At 35.2% G+C, this 23444-nt stretch carries 19 protein-coding genes and 5 tRNA genes; 23 read left to right on the top strand and 1 reads right to left on the bottom strand.

Going from position 1 to position 23444, the window contains the following annotated elements; genetic code table 11:
- Nucleotides 1-2 precede the first annotated feature (2 nt).
- The 23 genes from ACFPH8_RS08290 (at nt 3) to ACFPH8_RS08400 (ending at nt 23135) form a co-directional block, all read left to right on the top strand.
- Entirely contained in the window at nt 3-1025 is a 1023-nt protein-coding gene (locus ACFPH8_RS08290; RefSeq protein ID WP_376860080.1) for a potassium channel family protein, read from the top strand.
- A 96-nt stretch (nt 1026-1121) separates the two neighbouring features.
- On the top strand, nt 1122-3191 hold the full coding sequence (locus ACFPH8_RS08295) for an amino acid carrier protein (protein ID WP_376860082.1): 2070 nt from the start codon (nt 1122-1124) through the stop codon (nt 3189-3191).
- Between the two features lie 18 nt (nt 3192-3209).
- Nucleotides 3210-4079 carry a ComEA family DNA-binding protein gene (locus ACFPH8_RS08300; RefSeq protein WP_376860084.1) on the top strand — a complete coding sequence of 290 codons (870 nt, stop codon included), beginning with the start codon at nt 3210-3212 and terminating at the stop codon, nt 4077-4079.
- Nucleotides 4080-4100: 21 nt separating this feature from the next.
- Nucleotides 4101-5270: an acyl-CoA dehydrogenase family protein gene (locus tag ACFPH8_RS08305; RefSeq protein WP_376860086.1), complete on the top strand. Its 1170-nt coding sequence runs from the start codon at nt 4101-4103 to the stop codon at nt 5268-5270.
- A 723-nt stretch (nt 5271-5993) separates the two neighbouring features.
- On the top strand, nt 5994-7421 hold the full coding sequence (locus ACFPH8_RS08310; protein ID WP_376860088.1) for a carboxypeptidase-like regulatory domain-containing protein: 1428 nt from the start codon (nt 5994-5996) through the stop codon (nt 7419-7421).
- A 212-nt stretch (nt 7422-7633) separates the two neighbouring features.
- Nucleotides 7634-7828, top strand: coding sequence for a 30S ribosomal protein S21 (gene rpsU / locus ACFPH8_RS08315; RefSeq protein ID WP_376860090.1), 195 nt, complete (start codon nt 7634-7636; stop codon nt 7826-7828).
- 134 nt (nt 7829-7962) lie between these two features.
- On the top strand, nt 7963-8856 hold the full coding sequence (locus ACFPH8_RS08320; protein ID WP_376860092.1) for a tyrosine-type recombinase/integrase: 894 nt from the start codon (nt 7963-7965) through the stop codon (nt 8854-8856).
- 39 nt (nt 8857-8895) lie between these two features.
- Nucleotides 8896-9198, top strand: coding sequence for a ribosome hibernation-promoting factor, HPF/YfiA family (hpf, locus tag ACFPH8_RS08325; RefSeq protein WP_248395228.1), 303 nt, complete (start codon nt 8896-8898; stop codon nt 9196-9198).
- A 103-nt stretch (nt 9199-9301) separates the two neighbouring features.
- Nucleotides 9302-9375: transfer RNA gene (locus ACFPH8_RS08330), tRNA-Thr, on the top strand.
- A gap of 40 nt (nt 9376-9415) precedes the next feature.
- Nucleotides 9416-9497 (top strand) — tRNA-Tyr (locus ACFPH8_RS08335).
- Nucleotides 9498-9807: 310 nt separating this feature from the next.
- Nucleotides 9808-9880: transfer RNA gene (locus tag ACFPH8_RS08340), tRNA-Gly, on the top strand.
- An 81-nt stretch (nt 9881-9961) separates the two neighbouring features.
- Nucleotides 9962-10033: transfer RNA gene (locus tag ACFPH8_RS08345), tRNA-Thr, on the top strand.
- 55 nt (nt 10034-10088) lie between these two features.
- Nucleotides 10089-11276 carry an elongation factor Tu gene (gene tuf, locus ACFPH8_RS08350; RefSeq protein ID WP_248395227.1) on the top strand — a complete coding sequence of 396 codons (1188 nt, stop codon included), beginning with the start codon at nt 10089-10091 and terminating at the stop codon, nt 11274-11276.
- Nucleotides 11277-11337: 61 nt separating this feature from the next.
- Nucleotides 11338-11410 (top strand) — tRNA-Trp (locus ACFPH8_RS08355).
- 58 nt (nt 11411-11468) lie between these two features.
- The gene (gene secE, locus ACFPH8_RS08360) at nt 11469-11666 is read left to right on the top strand and encodes a preprotein translocase subunit SecE (RefSeq protein WP_248395226.1); all 198 of its coding nucleotides are present in this window, start codon (nt 11469-11471) and stop codon (nt 11664-11666) included.
- 11 nt (nt 11667-11677) lie between these two features.
- Nucleotides 11678-12232: a transcription termination/antitermination protein NusG gene (gene nusG / locus ACFPH8_RS08365; RefSeq protein ID WP_092209600.1), complete on the top strand. Its 555-nt coding sequence runs from the start codon at nt 11678-11680 to the stop codon at nt 12230-12232.
- A 72-nt stretch (nt 12233-12304) separates the two neighbouring features.
- Nucleotides 12305-12745, top strand: coding sequence for a 50S ribosomal protein L11 (gene rplK / locus ACFPH8_RS08370; protein WP_248395225.1), 441 nt, complete (start codon nt 12305-12307; stop codon nt 12743-12745).
- A gap of 17 nt (nt 12746-12762) precedes the next feature.
- On the top strand, nt 12763-13452 hold the full coding sequence (gene rplA / locus ACFPH8_RS08375) for a 50S ribosomal protein L1 (RefSeq protein ID WP_248395224.1): 690 nt from the start codon (nt 12763-12765) through the stop codon (nt 13450-13452).
- 19 nt (nt 13453-13471) lie between these two features.
- On the top strand, nt 13472-13993 hold the full coding sequence (rplJ, locus tag ACFPH8_RS08380) for a 50S ribosomal protein L10 (RefSeq protein ID WP_248395223.1): 522 nt from the start codon (nt 13472-13474) through the stop codon (nt 13991-13993).
- Nucleotides 13994-14057: 64 nt separating this feature from the next.
- The gene (gene rplL, locus ACFPH8_RS08385) at nt 14058-14432 is read left to right on the top strand and encodes a 50S ribosomal protein L7/L12 (protein ID WP_248395222.1); all 375 of its coding nucleotides are present in this window, start codon (nt 14058-14060) and stop codon (nt 14430-14432) included.
- A gap of 122 nt (nt 14433-14554) precedes the next feature.
- Nucleotides 14555-18367: a DNA-directed RNA polymerase subunit beta gene (gene rpoB, locus ACFPH8_RS08390; RefSeq protein WP_248395221.1), complete on the top strand. Its 3813-nt coding sequence runs from the start codon at nt 14555-14557 to the stop codon at nt 18365-18367.
- Nucleotides 18368-18458: 91 nt separating this feature from the next.
- Nucleotides 18459-22760 (top strand): DNA-directed RNA polymerase subunit beta', encoded by a 4302-nt coding sequence (gene rpoC / locus ACFPH8_RS08395; RefSeq protein WP_248395220.1) that lies wholly within the window; start codon nt 18459-18461, stop codon nt 22758-22760.
- Between the two features lie 57 nt (nt 22761-22817).
- On the top strand, nt 22818-23135 hold the full coding sequence (locus ACFPH8_RS08400) for a DUF3467 domain-containing protein (protein ID WP_248395219.1): 318 nt from the start codon (nt 22818-22820) through the stop codon (nt 23133-23135).
- A gap of 50 nt (nt 23136-23185) precedes the next feature.
- Here ACFPH8_RS08400 and ACFPH8_RS08405 read toward each other — a convergent pair whose 3' ends face one another.
- Nucleotides 23186-23416, bottom strand: a complete 231-nt coding sequence (locus ACFPH8_RS08405) for a (4Fe-4S)-binding protein (protein WP_248395218.1) — start codon at nt 23414-23416, stop codon at nt 23186-23188.
- Nucleotides 23417-23444: the final 28 nt, after the last annotated feature.

The raw sequence follows: 23444 nt of genomic DNA on the forward strand, positions 1-23444 counted from the left end.
GTATGAGAAACTTCGTTTTAAATCTTTTTCGTTCTAAAATAATAATAGCAATTGTCTTGTTAATTTTATTGCTTTTAGTTGGCGTTATAGGGTTTATGATTATGTCCGGTTACCGCTGGGTAGACGCGCTTTATATGACAGTAATAACCGTTACAACGGTAGGCTTTGGCGAAGTCCGCCCTTTGGATGATGCTTCTAAAATATTCACTATTTTTTTAATTCTTACTAGTGTTATTATTGTTGGTTATGCTATTAGTGTGATTACCGAATATATTTTGAGTAAAAATAATTTTGAAGATTTAAAACAAAAGAAAATGCAAAAAAAGATTGATAATCTTTCTAGTCATATTATTATTTGTGGCTATGGCAGAAACGGCAAACAAGCTGCACATAAACTAATGGCTTATAAAAAACCTTTTGTGGTAATTGAACGGGATAAAGAGGTTATTGAAAAATTCCAAAGTGAAATGGTGCCATTTGTTCATGGAAATGCCAATGAAGACGAGATTCTTTTACAAGCAGGAATTGAGAAGGCTAAGACTTTAATTTCTGCATTGCCTAATGATGCGGATAACCTATTTGTGGTATTATCTGCTCGGCAAATAAATCAGGATATGACAATTATTAGTCGTGCATCTCAAGAAACGTCTTACAACAAGTTGAAACTAGCTGGTGCTAATAATGTTATTTTGCCAGATAAAATAGGTGGAGATCACATGGCATCTTTGGTGGTTGTTCCCGATTTAATTGAGTTTATTGATAACTTATCTATTGTTGGGAAATCCAATATTAATATTGAAGAAATTGCGGTGAGTAAATTCTATGATACAACGGAAATTCGTACCATTCGCGATTTGGATTTACGCCAAAAAACAGGTTGTAATGTTATAGGTTATAAAGATGAAAATGGCGATTATATTATTAATCCAGAAGCCGAACAACGCCTAATGCCTAATTCTAAAGTTATCGTGCTTGGAAGGCCAGAACAGATAATGAAGCTTAATTCAGTTTACAACATCCGTTAATCAAATTTTGTTTTTAACAACAGATGTTTTAAAAACTCATTTTTTTTTAGCATCTTGTCCTACTAATTTATAAAAAACTAACTAATAAAAAATCTTATGAAGAAAATTCTTCTTTCAATTTTTACTGCAATTCTGCCCATAATAGCGTTTGCGCAAAATTTTGAAATAGAAGGGCAAGTCTCAAACCCTTCATCCACAATTAACGATGGTGTTGTAACAATTACGGTTAAAGGTGGAGTAGAGCCTTATACCTATCGCTGGAGTAATCAAAGTACACCGTTAACTTCTAATAGAGCTATGGGGCTTACAGAAGGAGTTCCGTATTCAGTTGTTGTTACAGATGCTGCAGGAAACAGTAAGACAGTGGTTTATACGGTAGAAACGGAAGCAATTACAGAGGTTTTTAATGGCACCATGACACCGGCAGTTAGTGCGCTAGGTTCGGTGCTTTTTTGGGATCCTTTTGCTGCAATAGGAATTTATGACCCAGTTGTCTATGCAGATAGCAAACAAATAGGTATTCCAAATTGGACGAACGAAGTTCAAAATAAATATACACTTAAGTCTTGGCTTAAAGACGATGGTGAAAATGTCCTTAAAGATGAGCCAATTGCCGTTATTCAGGATATGGCTGGAAATGATATTACGGTAAACTCATCAGCAAAAGGAAAATTAAAGCATTTAACCGCAGAAGGAAACGTTATTTTTAATTCAGATAATGCGCAACACGTAATTGAACAAGGTGCTCATAATTTCGCACAAGTAACTTATGATAAGCCAGTTGTTTTAACCCATCCAAATGGTGACCCACTAACAAAACCTATTTCATTTATTGTTATTTGGTTAGTATTGGGGGCGTTATTCTTTACAATTAGAATGGGCTTTATTAATATCCGTGGATTTGGACATGCTATTGATTTAGCACGTGGAAAATATGACGATCCAGATGCACCTGGACAAGTTACACACTTTCAAGCTTTGGCAACAGCCGTTTCAGGTACTGTTGGTTTAGGGAATATTGCCGGTGTAGCTGTAGCAGTATCCTTGGGAGGAGCAGGTGCAACTTTCTGGATGATTGTTTGTGGATTATTAGGGATGTCAACAAAATTTGTAGAGTGTACTTTAGGTGTTAAATATCGTGATATTCTGCCTGATGGTCGTGTGTTTGGTGGCCCCATGAATTACCTACGTTACGGGCTTGAAAAGCGTAACATGAAAGGATTTGGAAAAGTGCTTGCCGGTATGTTTGCCGTTTTAGCAGTTGGTGCTTCTTTTGGAGGTGGTAATATGTTTCAAGCCAATCAATCTTTTGAGCAGTTAGCAGGTCAGTTTCCTATGTTAGAAGGTAACGGGTTCTATTTTGGTATTATAACCGCAATTTTAGTAGGAGTTGTTATTATTGGAGGTATTAACAGTATTGCTAAAGTAACAGGTAGAGTGGTTCCTGTAATGGCTAGTATTTATGTAGTTGCTGCCCTTGCCGTAATTATTATGAATATTCAAAATATTGGCCCTGCATTTACGGCTATTTATGAAGGTGCTTTTAGTCCTTCAGCTCTTAAAGGCGGCGTTATTGGCGTATTAATAGTTGGTTTCCAGCGTGCCGCATTTTCCAATGAAGCAGGTGTAGGTTCTGCAGCTATTGCTCATAGTACAGCGAAAACAAACAATCCACCATCGGAAGGTTTTGTGGCCTTATTAGAACCATTTATTGATACAGTTGTTGTTTGTACATTAACGGCTTTAGTATTAATTTTTACTGGTATGCATGAAGTAGAAGGTATGGCTGGTGCACAATTAACATCTGATGCTTTTGGTAGTCAAATATCTTGGTTCCCATATGTGTTAGCGGTAGCGGTATTCTTATTTGCATTTTCAACTATGATATCATGGTCTTATTATGGAATGAGAGCTTGGACATACTTATTTGGTAAGAGTAAGAAAATTGAATTTATATATAAAATGTTATTTTTAGTATTTGTAGTTATTGGAGCATCCGTTAGTTTAGGGGCTGTTCTTGACTTTTCAGATATGATGATTTTAGCCATGTCGTTTCCAAACATAATTGGTCTTTACATTATGTCTAGTGAGGTGAAATTCGATTTAAACGAATACATACAGAAACTAAAAACTAACCAATTATATAAAAGGTTGGATAAGAAATAAACTTCTAAATTAATCATTATGAAATCCCATTTCACGTTTACTAAAAAACAGCGAAATGGGATTTTTTTGTTAATCGCTATCATGGTGATTCTTCAAGTTTTGTTTCACTATTATAATAAAACATTAGATGGCAACAACCATGAGGCGCTCATCAATAACGAACTCCAGCAGGAAATTGATTCTTTAAAATTGGTTCAGATTGAAAATTCTAAATTCAAAATATTTCCTTTCAACCCTAATTATATAACCGACTATAAAGGCTATACTTTAGGCATGAGCAATGAAGAAATAGATAGACTTCATAAGTTTAGAGCATCGGAAAAATGGGTGAATTCGGCATCAGAATTTCAGCAAGTAACCAAAGTGTCTGATTCGCTTTTAGCCGTATTATCACCAAATTTTAAATTTCCAGAATGGGTTACAAATCCGAAACCGAAACCTTTCAATTCTAATAACTACAATAGCAAACCCAAAACATTTGCGCAGAAAATTGATTTAAACCAAGCAACAGCTTCTCAATTAAAACGTATTTATGGTATTGGTGATGCTTTATCCGAGCGCATAGTTTCCTATCGCGAAAAAATAGGAGGTCAATTTATTGCTGATGTAGAACTAACGCAAGTGTATGGCTTGTCTGCTGAGGTCATTGAACGCATTCAAGAACAATTCACTGTAAAAACACCAAAACCCATTGCGCGTTTCAATGTAAACACAGCTACGCGAGATGAGTTGGTTACCATTCCATATATAGATTATGAAGTGGCGCACAACATTATAGAGCAACGAATTCTTCTGGATGGCTTTAAATCATTAACCGATTTAACGAAAGTTAAAGACTTCCCTGTAAACAAGATTGAGATAATTACGTTATATTTGACACTCGAATAATTATACAAAAAACCAAAATTTATGAATACTATGTACTTCACCGAAGAGCATAACTTGTTTAGACAGAGCTTAAAAGATTTTTTACAGAAAGAGGTAGTTCCACATATTGAAAAATGGGAGAAAGACGGAACTGTTGAGCGTTTTATTTGGAAAAAATTCGGGGATATGGGCTTCTTTGGTGTTAATTATCCGGAAGCGTATGGCGGATTAGATTTAGACTTATTTTATACAATCATTTTTCTTGAAGAACTGCAAAAAGTTAATTCTGGCGGTTTTGCAGCCAATATGTGGGCGCATGCTTATTTGGCAATGACACACGTAAATGCTGAAGGAAGTGATGCTATTAAGGAAAAATATTTAACAGCAAGTATTTCTGGTGATATGATTGGTTGCCTTTGTGTAACCGAACCTTTTGGTGGTAGTGATGTGGCAGGAATGCGCACAACGGCTGAAAAGAAAGGTGACACTTATGTCCTTAACGGATCCAAAACATTTATTACAAATGGGGTTTATAGCGATTATTTAGTAGTTGCCGCTAAAACAAATCCGGAGTTAGGAAACAAGGGAATTAGTATGTTTATTATGGATCGTGATACACCTGGTATTTCTGCAACCAAATTAGATAAATTAGGATGGCGAGCAAGTGATACTGCCGAAATTGCTTTTGATAACGTGACCATTCCTGCTGAAAATTTAATGGGTGAAGAGAATAAAGGGTTTCCATATATCATGCAACATTTTGCATTTGAGCGTTTAATTATGGGCGTAAACTCACATGCTCGCGCTGAATTTGCTTTAGATTATGCCAAGAAATATATGAGTGAACGCTACGCCTTTGGAAAGAGTATAAATAAATTCCAAGCCTTACGTCATGCCTTTTCAGATGCATACGCAAGTATGATTGTTTGTAAAGAATTTAACTACTCTATTGCCTACAGAATGAATAAAGGTGAATATGTGGTTAAAGAAGCAACGATTTCCAAATTGCAATCTACCAAAATGGCCGATGAGGTGATATACCAGTGTCTTCAATTTTTAGGTGGTTATGGTTATATGGAAGAATATCCTATGGCACGATTATTACGTGATAGCCGACTAGGACCAATTGGAGGTGGTACATCTGAAATTTTGCGAGAAATTATCGCCAAAATGACGTTGGATGGAAAAGATTATAAGCCAGCGACGAAATAACTTCGAAAGTTATTTTGGCGAAAATGCTAAAAGAAATTATCGCCAAAATGACGTTGGATGGAAAAGATTATAAGCCAGCGACGAAATAACTTCGAAAGTTGTTTTGGCGAAAATGCTAAAAGAAATTATCGCCAAGATGGCGTTGGATGGAAAAGATTATAAGCCAGCGACGAAATAAATTCGAAAGTTATTTTGGCGAAAATGCTAAAAGAAATTATCGCCAAGATGGCGTTGGATGGAAAAGATTATAAGCCAGCGACGAAATAACTTCGAAAGTTATTTTGGCGAAAATGCTAAAAGAAATTATCGCCAAGATGACGTTGGATGGAAAAGATTATAAGCCAGCGACGAAATAAATTCGAAAGTTATTTTGGCGAAAATGCTAAAAGAAATTATCGCCAAAATGACGTTGGATGGAAAAGATTATAAGCCAGCGACGAAATAACTTCGAAAGTTATTTTGGCGAAAATGCTAAAAGAAATTATCGCCAAGATGACGTTGGATGGAAAAGATTATAAGCCAGCGACGAAATAACTTCGAAAGTTATTTTGGCGAAAATGCTAAAAGAAATTATCGCCAAAATGACGTTGGATGGAAAAGATTATAAGCCAGCGACGAAATAACTTCGAAAGTTATTTTGGCGAAAATGCTAAAGGAAATAATCGCTAAAATGACATTGGACGGCGTAGATTACAAGCCTGCAACCAAGTAAATAAACTTTAAATGACAAATCGTTTTCAAACCTATTTTTTAAGTATCCTGCTACTTGTTATTGGAACATGTGCTTCAGCTCAAACCGAATTAACAAATACGGTTCTAGAAGGGAGCACGTTTCAACCTATAGAAAGTGCGAGTATTTATGTTAAAAATACAACTATCGGAACCGTTTCAAACGCGGATGGTAAATTCTTATTAACCGTACCAAACAAGTATAAAAAAGATACGTTAATTGTATCCTCAATTGGATTTAAAAGTTATAAAATCCCGGTTGATGAATTTGATGCCTCTTTTGAAATTTATTTAGATGAAGATGTAGCGTCTCTAGACGAGGTATTATTAATAGCTGAAACTAGACCAAAAACGGGTAAGGATATCGTCATGCGTGCTATTGAAGAGTTGCCAGAAAACTTGCCGGATTCGTCTTATTTACAAAAAGGATTTATGCGTCATAAAGAGCGCAATAAAAAGGAATTTAAATGGCTTATTGAAAGTGCTATTACTTTGCACGATTCCAATTACGCATCCAGTACGGCAGAAAATCTCAAAATTAATGTAGATCAGGTTCGTAAAAGTTATGATTTGCGTGATGTAGATAGTTTATTAGCATACACATCTTATTTAAAAAACAAATCCAAGAATATCAGGTTTTCAAAGAATAATTTAAGGCGTGATACCATTAGAACCAGTTCCTTAATAAAGGCTATTAAATGGAATGATAATCGTACCAACGGATTAGAAACCTTATTTCAAGGTAAATTAAACATGGTTCGTAATGCGGGAAATTCACGTGCGTTGTTTGGCGAGGATATCATGAGCAAACACCAATTTAATTTGGATACGGTTCTAGTTGAAAATGACCGGAAGATTTATAAAATTCAAATTTCAGAAAGTTTTGAATATGTGAATTTGGAAACACCAGGAATTTTCAATGATGGTTATCATCCCAAAGGATGGATTTATATTTATTGGGATACCTATGCCATAAAAAAAATTGAATATGAATTGGTTGCCGCTTCCAAAGCACAACGCAGCAGAAGTAAAACATTATATGATACAGATATCACTCATAAATTGGTGTTGAGTTATAAAGAGTATCAAGATAAAATGTACTTGAATTATGTGTATTATGAAACACCAAAACTCGTAAATGTAGGTGTTGCAATAGATGATCCTAAAACGGAAATTGATGAATCGGCCATTAATAAAGACGAACGTTATTACTATACCGTTCAAGAAATTTTGTTCACAGAAATTATTACAGATGATGCGCAAGTAAAGGAAGCATTAGCCAAACCATGGGATTCCGATTTATTTTCGCCGAAACCTTATGATAAAGATTTTTGGAAAAGCTACAATACCTTATTGGAAAGTAAAGAAGAAGAAAAACTCATTCAAGATTTAACCAAGCGTTACGCGTTGTTTAAAGATTAGCATTTAGAGTATCCATATTCTAGAAAACAGAAATAGCTTAACCTTAAGTTGTTTCTGTTTTGTTATTATATTTTGAAATATAAACCTCACTTTTTTTATGGTTAATGAAGTTCTCGAATAGAGCAAATATTTTTTTATTTTTTCATTGCAGAATTTAAATTTGTTACTATTTTTGCATCTTGAAAATTCTAAAAGAGAGGAGGTTAAGGACTATGTTAATTATACCAATTAAAGAAGGAGAAAATATAGATAGAGCGCTAAAACGTTACAAACGAAAGTTTGATAAAACGGGAACAAAACGTGCTTTAAATTCACGTAAGCAGTTTACAAAGCCTTCAGTAGAGCACAGAGCTCAAATTCAGAAAGCACAGTACATACAGCGTTTAAGAGATCAGGAGAATATCTAATCTCTCAACCTATTAAAAAATGAATCCTACAGAAATGTGGGATTTTTTTTTGCTTTGAATTTAAAGACCAATTAATCTTCGTAATTTTACAAGTAAGCAGATCAAATAATAATCTAAATTATACACGAACTCTCATGCCATTTCAACCTTTTATAGATTATTTACTTTTGGAAAAACACTATTCCAAGCTCACTGTGAAAGCCTATGAAAAGGATTTAAATGATTTTCTTACCTTTTTATCGGCAACCTATCAGACACAGGATATGTTGTCTGTTAATTATCCAGAAATTAGGAATTGGATTGTAAATTTAGTGGATCAAAAAATAAGTAATCGGTCTATAAACCGAAAAATTTCAGCATTAAATTCGTATTATAAATTTCAATTAAAAGTGGGAGATATTACAGGAAATCCACTTTCAAAACATAAAGCGTTAAAAACGAGTAAGAAAATTCAAATTCCATTTTCGGAAGCTGAAATAGCATCAGTTTTAGATGAATTGAATTTTGATTCCAGCTTTGAAGGTATTAGGAATAAGTTAATTATTGAACTTTTTTATTCTACAGGAATTCGTCGGATTGAATTGGTAGAGATTCAGTTAAACCAAATCGATACATCCAACCAAACCTTGAAAGTTTTAGGAAAACGAAACAAAGAACGAATTATTCCCTTATTAGATTCTGTTATGGAAACCATACAACAGTATTTAAAAGCTAGAATTACATTAGAAAACATTACCGACAAAAATCATTTCTTTTTAACACAAAAAGGCGTTAAAATTTATGAAACACTTGTCTACCGCATAATAAATGATTATTTTAGTTTAGCATCTACCAAGGTAAAAAAGAGTCCACATATTTTAAGGCATTCATTTGCTACTCATTTACTAAATCAAGGTGCCGATTTAAATGCTGTTAAAGAATTACTTGGTCATTCCAGTTTAGCCGCTACACAAGTTTATACGCATAATAGTATATCCGAATTAAAGAAAGTGTATTTAAAAGCGCATCCACGAGGTCAGAAAAATTAGCAGCAAAACACATTTGTTTAATATTAAAAATAGAACCGTATGAAAGTAAACACCCAGTCCGTTAATTTTAATGCAGATCAGAAACTGTTAGACTTTATTCAGAAGCGCATGGACAAATTAGATTTGTATTATGATAAAGTTATCCAATCAGATGTTTATTTGAAAGTAGAGAACACCAGTGATAAGGCGAATAAAATCTTTGAAGCACGTGTAAATGTACCAGGAGATAGTTTTGTAGTAAAGAAACAATGTAAAACTTTTGAAGAAGGTGTAGATACGGCTGTAGCCTCGCTTGAACGTCAATTAAAGAAACGAAAAGAAAAATTAAGATCACATTTATGATAAAATTTTTGAAAAAATGTTTTGAATAAAAAAATAATTCTATACATTTGCAGTCCGTTAGAAATAGCGGGCTTTTTTTTTAGCTCCAAAAAGATGCTAAAAAGCCGATGTAGCTCAGCTGGCTAGAGCAGCTGATTTGTAATCAGCAGGTCGTGGGTTCGAGTCCCTCCATCGGCTCAAAAAAAAGTTTTTTTTGAAATATTGAATTAAAGTGATTGGGGAGATACTCAAGCGGCCAACGAGGGCAGACTGTAAATCTGCTGACTACGTCTTCGCAGGTTCGAATCCTGCTCTCCCCACAAAGCTTTTAAATAAGCTGCTGATCAAAAGTTTGCTTTTGTAAAGCAGTGTTTTAAAAGCGTAAGTAAGGGGTCACCCTTACGGATCACCAACGGAGTTGGTAATCCGCTAAAACATGAAGTTTTGAAAAACTGTTTTATATAATTGAGCTTAAATGCTCGCTTTTGTAAAGCAGTGTTTAAAAGCTAAAAAAATTTCAAAACACGTTTTTTGAAATTTCGTAAAAGTTCGCTTTTACAGGATTATGAAAGTAATCTAGAATTGAAATAATAAAACACCTTTTGGATATTGAGAAATATTCAAAGAAATGCGAGAGTAGCTCAGTTGGTAGAGCGTCAGCCTTCCAAGCTGAATGTCGCCGGTTCGAACCCGGTCTCTCGCTCAAAAAATTCCTTACAAAGGAGGAATCTCTTCTTTTAAGGTTTGTCTTTGTTTAGGCATGTAAAAGAAATAAAAACTTTACGCCGGTGTAGCTCAGGGGTAGAGCGTTTCCTTGGTAAGGAAGAGGCCACGGGTTCAATTCCCGTCATTGGCTCTTTTAAAATTGAATAATTAAGTACTAATATAAATAAGATTAAAATAAATTAAACATGGCAAAGGCAACTTTCGATCGTTCAAAACCACACCTTAACATAGGTACTATTGGACACGTAGATCACGGTAAAACAACTTTAACTGCTGCTATTACTAAAGTATTAGCTGATGCAGGTTTTTCAGAAGCAAGATCATTTGATCAAATTGATAACGCTCCAGAAGAAAAAGAAAGAGGTATTACAATTAATACTTCACACGTAGAATATGCGACGCAAAATCGTCACTATGCACACGTTGACTGTCCAGGTCACGCGGATTACGTAAAAAACATGGTAACTGGTGCAGCACAAATGGATGGTGCTATTTTAGTGGTTGCGGCTACTGATGGTCCTATGCCACAAACAAGAGAACATATCTTATTAGGTCGCCAAGTAGGTATTCCTCGTATCGTTGTATTCATGAATAAAGTGGATATGGTTGATGACGAAGAGTTAATCGAATTGGTTGATATGGAAGTTAGAGATTTACTTTCTTTCTATGAGTACGATGGTGATAATGGACCTGTAATTGCTGGTTCTGCATTAGGTGCTTTAAATGGTGAGCAAAAATGGGTTGATACAGTTTTAGAATTAATGGAAGCTGTTGATAACTGGATTGAAGAGCCACAACGTGAGGTTGATAAGCCTTTCTTAATGCCTATTGAAGATGTTTTCTCTATTACTGGTCGTGGAACTGTTGCTACAGGTCGTATCGAAACTGGTATTGCTAATACAGGAGATCCAGTTGAGATCATCGGTATGGGTGCTGAAAAGATTACTTCTACAATTACTGGTATTGAAATGTTCCGTCAAATCCTTGATAGAGGTGAGGCTGGTGATAATGCAGGTATCTTATTAAGAGGTATTGAGAAAAGTCAAATTTCAAGAGGTATGGTAATCTGTAAGCCAGGTTCTGTAACACCACACGCTAAATTTAAAGCTGAGGTTTATATCTTGAAAAAAGAAGAAGGTGGTCGTCATACGCCATTCCATAATAACTACCGTCCACAATTTTACGTTCGTACAACGGATGTAACAGGTAACATTGCTTTACCAGAAGGTGTTGAGATGGTTATGCCAGGAGATAACTTAACAATTCACGTTGAGTTAATTCAGCCAATCGCAATGAATGTTGGTCTTCGTTTCGCTATCCGTGAAGGAGGAAGAACAGTTGGTGCTGGTCAGGTAACTGAAATTTTAGATTAATATTATCTAATAAATATAGAGTTAAGGTATTCCGTTTTTCGGAATACCTTGACTTGTATTTACGGGTTTAGCTCAGTTGGTAGAGCACTGGTCTCCAAAACCAGGTGTCGGGAGTTCGAGTCTCTCAACCCGTGCAATTTATGAAGTAAATATTTTATAATTACTTCCTGAAAATTAAAAACATATTAAACAATGGCTGGAATTGCAAACTATATAAAAGAATCATTTGGAGAACTAAAAAACAATGTGACTTGGCCAACATGGGCAGAAGGACAGAAGTTAACAGTTTTGGTAGCAGTGTTCTCTATCATTTTTTCACTAGCTATTTGGGGTGTTGACACGGTATTTAGCAAAGCAATAGGATTTTACTTTCATTGGATTAACGGTTAAAATAAAATTTTATGTCTGAAGGAAATGAGAAAAAGTGGTATGTCGTTAGAGCTGTAAGCGGTCAAGAAAATAAAATTAAAGCTTATATAGAAACGGAAATAGCACGTTTAGGATATGAAGATTTTGTTGAGCAGGTTTTAGTTCCAACGGAAACAGTAATCCAAATACGTAACGGTAAGAAAACAAACAAAGAAAAGGTTTATTTCCCAGGTTACATCATGATAAAAGCAAATTTAACTGGAGAAATTCCTCACATTATAAAATCAGTAACAAACGTTATTGGCTTTTTAGGAGAAACAAAAGGAGGAGATCCAGTGCCATTAAGACAATCTGAAGTAAACAGAATGTTAGGTAAAGTTGATGAGTTATCATTAGAAGCTGATACAAATGTGGCTATTCCATTTAATATTGGTGAAACCGTTAAAGTTATTGATGGACCATTCAATGGATTTGATGGGACAATTGAGAAAATTAACGAAGAAAAGCGTAAGCTTGAAGTAATGGTGAAAATTTTCGGAAGAAAAACACCATTGGAATTAAGCTATATGCAAGTAGAAAAAGTATAATAATTGTTACAATCATAAAGTGTAATCTTTAGCTTCAAAAAAAGAGATTACAAAAAAACTAAATTATTAAAAATGGCAAAAGAGTTAAGTAAAGTAGTTAAACTACAAGTAAGGGGAGGTGCAGCGAATCCGTCGCCACCGGTTGGACCCGCTTTAGGTGCCGCTGGAGTTAATATCATGGAGTTCTGTAAGCAGTTTAATGCTAGAACACAAGATAAGCCTGGTAAAGTTTTACCAGTGGTTATTATGGTATACAAAGACAAATCATTTGACTTTGTTATCAAAACGCCTCCTGCAGCTGTACAATTATTAGAAGCGGCCAAAGTGAAAAAGGGTTCAGGTGAACCACACATTAAAAAAGTAGCAAAAGTTTCTTGGGATCAGGTTAGAACCATCGCTGAAGATAAAATGCAAGATCTAAATGCATTTACAATCGAAAAAGCCATGACAATGGTTGCGGGTACTGCTAGATCAATGGGTATAACTGTTAAAGGCGGTACTGCCCCTAATTAATCTAAAAAAATTGTAAAATGGCAAGATTAACAAAGAAACAAAAAGAAGCTGTAGCAAAAATCGAGAAAGGTAGAGTATACTCTGTCGGTGAAGCTTCAGCATTAGTAAAAGAAATAACCAATACTAAGTTTGATGCATCTGTTGATTTGGCAATACGTTTAGGCGTAGATCCAAGAAAAGCAAATCAAATGGTAAGAGGCGTTGTAACGCTTCCTCACGGTACTGGTAAAGACGTAAAAGTTTTAGCATTAGTAACACCAGATAAAGAAGCAGAAGCTAAAGAAGCTGGTGCAGATTACGTTGGTTTAGATGAATACCTTGATAAAATTAAAGGTGGTTGGACAAACGTAGATGTTATTGTAACTATGCCAAGTGTTATGGGTAAATTAGGTCCTTTAGGACGTGTATTAGGTCCTCGTGGTTTAATGCCTAACCCAAAGACAGGTACAGTAACAATGGATATTGCTAAAGCTGTTAGCGATGTAAAAGCTGGTAAAATTGATTTTAAAGTTGATAAAACTGGTATTGTACACGCATCAATAGGTAAAGCATCTTTCAGTGCTGATAAAATTGCAGGTAATGCAAACGAATTATTACAAACAATAATGAAACTTAAACCAACTGCTGCTAAAGGAGTTTATGTGAAGAGCATTTTTATGTCTAGTACCATGAGTCCAAGTATAGCTGTAGATAATAAAATTGGTTAAGTAGTTTAAAACTTTTATTATGACTAGAGAAGAAAAATCACAAGTAATTAAAGAATTAACTGCGCAATTAGCCGATAATAATATTATTTATTTAGCAGATATTTCCGGATTAAACGCAGGATCGACATCAGATTTACGTCGTGCTTGTTTTAAGGCAAATATAAAATTGGCCGTAGTTAAAAATACCTTGCTTGAAAAAGCAATGGAAGCATCAGATAAAGATTTTGGCAACCTTCCTTCAACATTAAAGGGAAATACGTCAATCATGTATTCTGAAGTTGGTAATGCACCAGCTAAAGTTATTCAGAACTTCCGTAAAAAATCAAAAATGCCACTTTTAAAAGGAGCATTTATTGAGGAAGCTATATACCTTGGCGACGAAAACTTAGACGCTTTAGTAAATATTAAATCTAAAGAAGAAGTTATCGGTGATATTATTGGCTTATTACAATCACCAGCTAAAAACGTTATTTCAGCACTTAAATCAAGTGGTGGTAAATTAGCAGGTATTTTAAAAACACTATCTGAAAAAGAAGGATAGTCACAAATAGTACGCACTTAATTACAATTATATTATTATTAAAATTTATTAAAACGATAGAAAAATGGCAGATTTAAAAGATTTCGCAGAACAATTAGTAAACTTAACAGTAAAAGAAGTTAACGAATTAGCAACTATATTAAAAGATGAGTATGGTATCGAGCCTGCAGCAGCTGCTGTAGCTATGGCTGGTCCTGCTGCTGGTGGTGGAGACGCTGCTGAAGAGCAAACAGAATTTGATGTAATCCTTAAAGCCGCTGGTGGTTCTAAATTAGCAGTTGTAAAACTAGTTAAAGAATTAACTGGATTAGGATTAAAAGAAGCTAAAGAATTAGTTGATGGTGCTCCAAGCCCTATCAAAGAAGGTGTTTCTAAAGACGAAGCAGAAGCTCTAAAATCTCAATTAGAGGAAGCAGGAGCAGAGGTTGAGCTTAAGTAATTTAAGCACTCTAAAACATTACGGTTTAGGTCTAAAGTGAACACTTTTAGGCCTAGACCATTTTGCGTATATAATCGTTACATACGCTATTTTATTTTTTTTAATCAAAATTCCGCCCATTGATGTTAACAAAACAAGCTGAAAGATTAAATTTCTCGTCTATTATAAATAGAACAGAATATCCTGACTTTATGGATATTCAGATAAAATCCTTCCAGGATTTTTTCCAGCTAGAAACTAAATCTGAAGAAAGAGGAGACGAAGGTTTATATAACACCTTTCTGGAAAATTTCCCAATTACAGACACACGTAATCAATTTGTTTTAGAATTTTTAGATTACTTTATTGATCCACCACGTTATACAATTGAAGAATGTATAGAACGTGGACTTACATATAGCGTACCGCTCAAGGCAAGACTTAAACTGTACTGTACAGATCCTGAACATGAGGATTTCGAGACCATTGTTCAAGATGTGTACTTAGGAACAATTCCTTATATGACACCTTCTGGTACTTTCTGTATCAATGGTGCAGAGCGTGTAGTTGTATCGCAGTTACACAGATCACCAGGTGTATTCTTTGGTCAATCATTCCATGCCAATGGAACAAAATTATATTCAGCCAGAGTTATTCCATTTAAAGGATCATGGATTGAATTCGCAACAGACATCAACCAAGTGATGTATGCGTATATCGACCGTAAGAAAAAATTACCTGTAACAACGTTATTCAGAGCCATTGGTTTTGAACGTGATAAAGATATTTTAGAAATATTTGATCTTGCTGAAGAAATTAAAGTTTCTAAAGCAGGACTTAAAAAAGTATTAGGACGTAAGCTTGCAGCGCGTGTTCTTAACACATGGCATGAGGATTTTGTTGATGAAGATACTGGAGAAGTAGTTTCAATTGAGCGTAACGAGATTGTATTAGATAGAGATACCGTTCTTGATAAAGATAATATTGAAGAAATTCTTGAAACAAGTGTGAAAACTGTTCTTTTACATAAAGAAAGCGCACAACAAGGAGATTACGCAATTATTCATAATACCTTACAAAAAGATCCAACAAACTCTGAAAAAGAAGCTGTTGAACATATATACCGTCAATTACGTAATGCAGAGCCACCAGATGAGGAAACTGCACGTGGTATTATTGACAAATTATTCTTTTCAGACCAACGCTACTCTTTAGGAGAAGTAGGTCGTTATAGAATGAATAAAAAATTAGGTCTTGATATTGGTATGGATAAGCAAGTGCTTACCAAAGAAGATATCATTACTATCATTAAATACTTAATTGAACTTATCAACTCTAAAGCAGAGATTGATGATATTGATCACTTATCTAACCGTCGTGTACGTACAGTTGGTGAGCAATTGTCACAACAATTTGGTGTTGGTTTAGCACGTATGGCGCGAACTATTCGTGAGCGTATGAATGTACGTGACAACGAAGTATTTACACCTATCGATTTAATTAATGCCAAGACTTTATCGTCTGTTATTAATTCGTTCTTTGGTACTAACCAATTATCGCAATTCATGGATCAAACCAATCCACTTGCTGAAATTACGCACAAGCGTCGTTTATCAGCTCTTGGACCTGGTGGTTTATCTCGTGAAAGAGCAGGGTTTGAGGTGCGTGACGTTCACTACACACACTACGGACGTTTATGTCCTATTGAAACACCAGAAGGACCAAACATTGGTTTAATTTCGTCACTTTCTGTATTTGCTAAAGTGAATTCTATGGGATTCATTGAAACGCCTTACCGTAAAGTTACAGATGGTGTTGTAGATATTAAGAGCACCCCTACGTACTTAAGTGCTGAAGAGGAAGAAGATAAATTAATTGCACAAGCAACTGTTAAGGTTGATGACAATGGTAAAATTTTACATGATAAGGTAATTGCGCGTATGGAAGGTGACTTCCCAGTAATTGACCCAAGTGAAATTGACTATACTGATGTAGCGCCAAATCAAATTGCATCTATTTCAGCTTCATTAATTCCATTCTTGGAACATGATGATGCCAACCGTGCATTAATGGGATCTAACATGATGCGTCAGGCCGTTCCATTATTACGTCCGCAAGCACCAATTGTTGGAACAGGATTAGAAAGACAAGTAGCATCAGATTCGCGTGTATTAATAAACGCCGAAGGAAGTGGTGTTGTAGAATATGTTGACGCTAACGAAATTACTATCAAGTACGATAGAACTGAAGATGAAGCGAAAGTAAGCTTTGAAAGCGATACAAAAACATATCCACTTGTTAAGTTCAGAAAAACCAACCAAGGAACTTCCATTAATTTAAAGCCAATTGTTCAAAAGGGTGATAAAATTAAGAAAGGTCAAGTTCTTTGTGAAGGTTATGCAACACAAAAGGGAGAATTAGCTTTAGGTAGAAATATGAAAGTAGCCTTTATGCCTTGGAAAGGGTATAACTTTGAGGATGCTATTGTAATTTCTGAAGAAGTTGTTAGAAATGATGTATTTACATCAATTCATATTGATGAGTATTCATTGGAAGTTCGTGATACTAAATTAGGTAACGAAGAATTAACGAATGATATCCCTAACGTTTCAGAAGAAGCAACTAAAGATTTAGATGAACACGGTATGATTCGTGTTGGAGCAGAAGTGAAGCCTGGTGATATTCTTATTGGTAAAATTACACCAAAAGGGGAATCAGATCCAACTCCTGAAGAAAAATTATTACGTGCTATTTTTGGTGATAAAGCTGGTGATGTGAAAGATGCATCATTAAAAGCGTCGCCATCATTACATGGTGTAGTAATTGATAAAAAATTATTTGCTCGTGCCGTTAAAGATAAGCGCAAGAGAGCTCAAGATAAAGAAGATATTGCTGCATTAGAAGCGTTATACTTCAAAAAGTTTGATGATTTACAAGATATTTTAGTTGAAAAACTATTCACTATTGTATCTGGTAAAACAGCGCAAGGTGTTTTTAATGATTTAGGTGAAGAAGTACTACCAAAAGGTAAGAAATATACACTTAAAATGTTAAATGCTGTAGATGATTATACCCACTTAACTGCTGGATCTTGGACTACTGATGATTATACAAATAAATTAGTAGCCGATTTAATTCATAACTACAAAATTAAAGAAAACGACTTACAAGGTTCTTTACGTCGTGAGAAGTTTACGATTTCTGTAGGTGATGAATTACCAGCTGGTATTATCAAATTAGCTAAAGTTTACATTGCTAAAAAACGTAAACTTAAAGTTGGTGATAAAATGGCAGGTCGTCATGGTAACAAAGGTATTGTAGCGCGTATTGTTCGTCAAGAAGATATGCCATTCCTTGAAGACGGAACACCTGTTGATATTGTTTTAAATCCACTTGGTGTACCATCTCGTATGAACATTGGGCAGATTTATGAAACTGTTCTTGGTTGGGCAGGTCAGAAATTAAACCGTACGTATGCGACGCCTATTTTTGATGGTGCAACCCTAGACCAAATTAATGAATTTACAGATGAGGCTGGAATTCCAAGATTTGGACATACCTATCTTTATGATGGTGGAACAGGAAACCGTTTTGATCAGCCAGCAACCGTAGGTGTTATCTACATGCTGAAATTGGGTCACATGGTGGACGATAAAATGCACGCACGTTCTATTGGACCGTACTCATTAATTACGCAACAGCCATTAGGTGGTAAAGCACAATTTGGTGGTCAGCGTTTTGGAGAAATGGAAGTTTGGGCATTAGAAGCTTATGGAGCATCTGCAACATTAAGAGAAATATTGACCGTTAAATCTGATGATGTAATTGGTAGAGCTAAAACATACGAAAGTATAGTTAAAGGTGAGCCAATGCCAGAACCAGGATTGCCAGAATCTTTCAACGTGCTTATGCATGAATTGAAAGGTTTAGCACTGGATATCAGATTAGAAGAGTAATATTTACGGGACAATTCGCAACTGGCCCAAATAAAAAAAACCGTTGTATGTAAGGGCAGTCTTCGGGCTGTCCATACTAAAAACATAAAACATGGCAAGAAAACAAGATAAGAATACAGTACAGAGATTTAATAAAATCTCCATTGGTTTAGCATCACCAGAGTCTATTTTAGCAGAATCTCGCGGTGAAGTTCTAAAGCCAGAAACTATCAATTATCGAACTCATAAACCAGAACGTGATGGTTTATTCTGTGAGCGTATTTTTGGTCCTGTAAAGGATTATGAATGTGCCTGTGGTAAATATAAACGCATTAGATATAAAGGTATCGTATGTGACCGTTGTGGTGTAGAAGTAACTGAAAAGAAAGTACGTCGTGATCGTGTTGGACACATTAATTTAGTGGTTCCAGTGGCGCACATTTGGTACTTCCGTTCATTACCAAATAAAATTGGTTACCTACTTGGTTTACCTTCTAAGAAATTAGATATGATTATTTACTACGAACGTTATGTAGTAATTCAACCAGGTATTGCTAAAAATGCAGAAGGAGAACCAGTTCAGAAAATGGACTTCCTTACTGAAGAAGAATACTTAAACATATTAGAAACCCTACCAAAAGAGAATCAATATTTGGACGATACAGATCCAAATAAATTCTTGGCTAAAATGGGTGCGGAATGTTTAATTGAGCTTTTATCACGTATTAATTTAGATGAATTATCATTTGAATTACGTCATAAAGCAAATACAGAAACATCAAAACAACGTAAAACAGAAGCTTTAAAGCGTTTACAAGTTGTTGAAGCTTTGCGCGAGTCTAACGAAAATCGTGAGAATCGTGCGGAATGGATGATTTTAAAAGTTATTCCAATTATTCCACCAGAATTGCGTCCGTTAGTGCCGTTAGATGGTGGTCGTTTTGCAACATCTGATTTAAATGATTTATATCGTCGTGTTATTATTCGTAATAACCGATTAAAGCGTTTGGTTGAAATTAAAGCACCAGAAGTTATTTTACGTAACGAAAAACGTATGTTACAGGAATCTGTAGATTCGTTATTGGATAATACACGTAAATCATCTGCTGTTAAAACAGATTCTAACAGACCATTAAAATCCTTATCAGATTCATTAAAAGGTAAGCAAGGACGTTTCCGTCAAAACTTACTTGGTAAGCGTGTAGATTATTCAGCACGTTCTGTAATTGTTGTTGGACCGGAATTAAAATTATTCGAATGTGGTATTCCTAAGGATATGGCAGCCGAATTATACAAACCGTTTGTAATTAGAAAACTAATTGAAAGAGGTATTGTTAAAACTGTAAAATCTGCGAAGAAAATTATAGATAAAAGAGAGCCTGTGGTTTGGGATATCTTGGAAAATGTACTTAAAGGACATCCAGTATTACTTAACCGTGCGCCTACGCTTCACCGATTAGGTATTCAAGCTTTCCAACCAAAATTAATTGAAGGAAAAGCTATTCAGTTACACCCATTAGTTACCACGGCATTTAACGCCGATTTTGATGGTGATCAAATGGCTGTGCATTTACCATTAGGTCCTGAAGCTATTTTAGAATGTCAGTTATTAATGTTAGCCTCGCATAATATTTTAAACCCAGCTAATGGTTCGCCAGTAGCAGTACCTTCTCAAGATATGGTACTTGGTTTATATTATATGACTAAAGAACGTATATCAACAGACGAAGTTAAAATTAAAGGTGAAGGCTTAACATTCTATTCGCCTGAAGAAGTAGTAATTGCTTATAATGAAGGTCGTGTAGACCTAAATGCGTCCATCAGAGTAAGAACTTATGCTTTTAACGAAGCGGAAGAACTAACATTACAAGTAATAAACACTACAGTAGGTCGTGTATTATTTAATGATAAAGTACCTCATGCTGCTGGTTATATTAATGAAGTATTGACTAAAAAATCACTACGTAATATTATTGGTGATATTTTAAAAGTAACAAGTGTGCCAGAAACGGCTGCTTTCCTAGATGAAATTAAAACATTAGGTTACAACTTTGCATTCCAAGGTGGACTATCATTTAGTTTAGGTGATATTATTATCCCACCAGAAAAACAATCTATGATTGATGGTGCAAACCTTAAGGTTGACGGTATTATGGCCAATTATAACATGGGTCTTATTACCAACAACGAACGTTATAATCAAGTTATTGATATTTGGACATCTACAAATGCCGAATTGACTGAACTGTCTATGAAGCGTATTCGTGAAGATCAACAAGGTTTCAACTCGGTGTATATGATGCTTGATTCTGGTGCTCGTGGATCTAAAGAACAGATTCGTCAGCTTACAGGTATGCGTGGATTAATGGCGAAACCGAAGAAATCGACTGCAGGTGGTGGAGAAATTATTGAAAATCCAATTCTTTCTAACTTTAAGGAAGGTCTTTCAATTTTAGAATACTTTATCTCAACACACGGTGCACGTAAAGGTCTTGCCGATACGGCTCTTAAAACGGCCGATGCAGGTTACTTAACACGTCGTTTGGTAGATGTATCACAAGATGTTATTGTAAATAGTGTTGATTGTGGTACGTTACGTGGTGTAGAAGTTTCACCATTAAAGAAAAATGATGAAGTGGTTGAAACTTTAGCAGAGCGTATTTTAGGTCGTATTTCATTAAACGATGTTTACAACCCATTAACAGATGAGTTATTGGTTGGAGCCAATGAGATGATTGATGAAGTTATTGCTAAAACAATTCAAAACTCACCAGTAGATGCTGTTGAAGTACGTTCCGCATTAACATGTGAAGCTAAACAAGGTATTTGCGCCAAGTGTTACGGTCGTAATTTAGCAACCGGAAAAATGGTACAGAGTGGAGAAGCTGTTGGTGTTGTAGCCGCACAATCTATTGGAGAACCAGGTACGCAGTTAACCTTACGTACATTCCACGTAGGTGGTATTGCAGGTAACATTTCGGAAGACAACAAATTGATAGTTAAATTCGATGGTATTGCAGAAATTGATGAGCTTAAAACTATTAAGGGTGAAGACTCTGATGGAAATCCAGCTAACATGGTTATCTCACGTACTTCTGAATTAAAATTAATTGATAAGAAAACAGGTATCACATTAAGTACCAATAACATTCCATATGGTTCTACTATTCTTATTAAGAATGGTGATGCACTTAAGAAAGGTGATGTTGTTTGTTCATGGGATCCATATAACGGTGTAATTATTTCAGAATTTGCTGGTAAAGTACGTTATGAAAACATCGAGCAAGGTGTCACATATCAAGTTGAAATTGATGAGCAAACTGGATTCCAAGAAAAAGTAATTTCTGAATCTAGAAATAAAAAGCTTATTCCAACACTTCATATTGAAGATGCTAAAGGAAACACCATGCGTTCTTACAACTTACCAGTAGGAGCTCACTTAATGATTGACGATGGCGATAAAATTAAAGTTGGTAAAATTTTAGTTAAAATCCCTCGTAAATCTGCCAAGTCTGGTGATATTACCGGTGGTTTACCGCGTGTAACGGAATTATTCGAAGCGCGTAACCCATCTAACCCAGCCGTAGTTAGTGCTATTGATGGTGTGGTATCATTCGGTAAAATTAAGCGTGGTAACCGTGAAATTATTGTAGAATCGAAATTAGGTGAAATTAAGAAGTACTTGGTTAAATTGTCAAATCAAATTCTTGTTCAAGAAAATGACTTTGTAAAAGCAGGTATGCCTTTATCTGATGGTTCTGTTACGCCAAATGATATTTTAAATATTAAAGGCCCTTCAGCGGTTCAGCAATATTTAGTGAACGAAGTACAAGAAGTATATCGTTTACAAGGTGTAAAAATTAATGATAAGCACTTTGAGGTTGTTGTAAGACAAATGATGCGTAAAGTTAGAATCATGGATTCTGGTGATACCACATTCCTTGAAAACCAATTGGTACATAAAGCAGATTTCATTGTAGAAAATGATGATATCTTCGGAATGAAAGTTGTCGAGGATTCAGGTGATTCTGTAAATATTAAGCCAGGTCAGATTATTTCGCCTCGTGATTTAAGAGATGAAAATTCTTTATTACGTCGGGAAGATAAGAAGTTAGTTGAAGCACGTGATGCACAACCAGCTACGGCTACACCAATTTTACAAGGTATTACAAGAGCATCGCTACAAACCAAGTCGTTTATATCAGCAGCATCGTTCCAGGAAACTACAAAAGTTCTTAACGAAGCAGCCGTAAATGGTAAGGTAGATACACTTGAAGGTCTTAAGGAGAATGTAATTGTAGGTCACAGAATTCCAGCTGGTACTGGTATGAGATCTTATGAAAACATTATCGTTGGATCCAAGGAAGAGTTTGATGAAATGATGCAAGCTAAACAAGAGGTTAATTATAACTAATTAATAAACTAAAAATAGCGTGAAGAAATTCACGCTATTTTTTTATAATATACTATTATGAGTGATAATCCAAATCAGAAAAAACAAGGACAGATAAATATTGAAATTGATGAGAAAGTAGCAGAAGGGACTTATTCCAATCTAGCTATAATTAATCATTCCGTTTCGGAATTTGTAGTAGATTTTGTTAGCGTTATGCCAGGCACACCTAAAAGTAAGGTGAAATCTCGTATTATTTTAACACCACAACATGCCAAGCGCTTATTGAAAGCTTTAGGCGAAAACGTTACGCGTTTTGAAAATGCGCATGGTGAAATCAAAGATTACGAGCAACCTCCAATTCCTCTTAATTTTGGTCCTACGGGTCAAGCTTAAACTAAAAAAAACCTTTTAATTAAAGGTTTTTTTAGTTTAAAACATTTCTATTAAGATGCCTGCTTTTTGTTTAGGGAAAATTGTAAAGCACCGGAAGGGCACTTTTTTACTTGGCTAATAATATTCTCATCACTGTCCCCTTCCAAGTCTATCCAAGGTATTACGCTCTGCCTAAATACACTAGAAAGCTCTTGTGCACAACGCTCCGCATTTATGCATCTAGTTGGACTGTAGGTTACAGTAATATTCTTATTACTGAAAAACTGGTCTTTAGTTCTCATAGTAATTAATAATTTGGGGTTATTCTAG

The sequence above is a fragment of the Bizionia hallyeonensis genome (assembly GCF_042657385.1).
Taxonomy (GTDB): domain Bacteria; phylum Bacteroidota; class Bacteroidia; order Flavobacteriales; family Flavobacteriaceae; genus Algorimicrobium; species Algorimicrobium hallyeonense.

Bases quoted from the DNA above. Each gene is read 5' to 3' on its own strand.
- rplK (WP_248395225.1), top strand. From the start codon at position 12,305: ATGGCAAAAGAGTTAAGTAAAGTAGTTAAACTACAAGTAAGGGGAGGT.
- ACFPH8_RS08295 (WP_376860082.1), top strand. From the start codon at position 1,122: ATGAAGAAAATTCTTCTTTCAATTTTTACTGCAATTCTGCCCATAATA.
- nusG (WP_092209600.1), top strand. From the start codon at position 11,678: ATGTCTGAAGGAAATGAGAAAAAGTGGTATGTCGTTAGAGCTGTAAGC.
- ACFPH8_RS08305 (WP_376860086.1), top strand. From the start codon at position 4,101: ATGAATACTATGTACTTCACCGAAGAGCATAACTTGTTTAGACAGAGC.
- tuf (WP_248395227.1), top strand. From the start codon at position 10,089: ATGGCAAAGGCAACTTTCGATCGTTCAAAACCACACCTTAACATAGGT.
- rpoB (WP_248395221.1), top strand. From the start codon at position 14,555: ATGTTAACAAAACAAGCTGAAAGATTAAATTTCTCGTCTATTATAAAT.
- ACFPH8_RS08290 (WP_376860080.1), top strand. From the start codon at position 3: ATGAGAAACTTCGTTTTAAATCTTTTTCGTTCTAAAATAATAATAGCA.
- rplA (WP_248395224.1), top strand. From the start codon at position 12,763: ATGGCAAGATTAACAAAGAAACAAAAAGAAGCTGTAGCAAAAATCGAG.
- ACFPH8_RS08405 (WP_248395218.1), bottom strand. From the start codon at position 23,416: ATGAGAACTAAAGACCAGTTTTTCAGTAATAAGAATATTACTGTAACC.
- ACFPH8_RS08400 (WP_248395219.1), top strand. From the start codon at position 22,818: ATGAGTGATAATCCAAATCAGAAAAAACAAGGACAGATAAATATTGAA.
- rplJ (WP_248395223.1), top strand. From the start codon at position 13,472: ATGACTAGAGAAGAAAAATCACAAGTAATTAAAGAATTAACTGCGCAA.
- rplL (WP_248395222.1), top strand. From the start codon at position 14,058: ATGGCAGATTTAAAAGATTTCGCAGAACAATTAGTAAACTTAACAGTA.
- ACFPH8_RS08310 (WP_376860088.1), top strand. From the start codon at position 5,994: ATGACAAATCGTTTTCAAACCTATTTTTTAAGTATCCTGCTACTTGTT.
- rpsU (WP_376860090.1), top strand. From the start codon at position 7,634: ATGTTAATTATACCAATTAAAGAAGGAGAAAATATAGATAGAGCGCTA.
- ACFPH8_RS08300 (WP_376860084.1), top strand. From the start codon at position 3,210: ATGAAATCCCATTTCACGTTTACTAAAAAACAGCGAAATGGGATTTTT.
- secE (WP_248395226.1), top strand. From the start codon at position 11,469: ATGGCTGGAATTGCAAACTATATAAAAGAATCATTTGGAGAACTAAAA.
- ACFPH8_RS08320 (WP_376860092.1), top strand. From the start codon at position 7,963: ATGCCATTTCAACCTTTTATAGATTATTTACTTTTGGAAAAACACTAT.
- hpf (WP_248395228.1), top strand. From the start codon at position 8,896: ATGAAAGTAAACACCCAGTCCGTTAATTTTAATGCAGATCAGAAACTG.
- rpoC (WP_248395220.1), top strand. From the start codon at position 18,459: ATGGCAAGAAAACAAGATAAGAATACAGTACAGAGATTTAATAAAATC.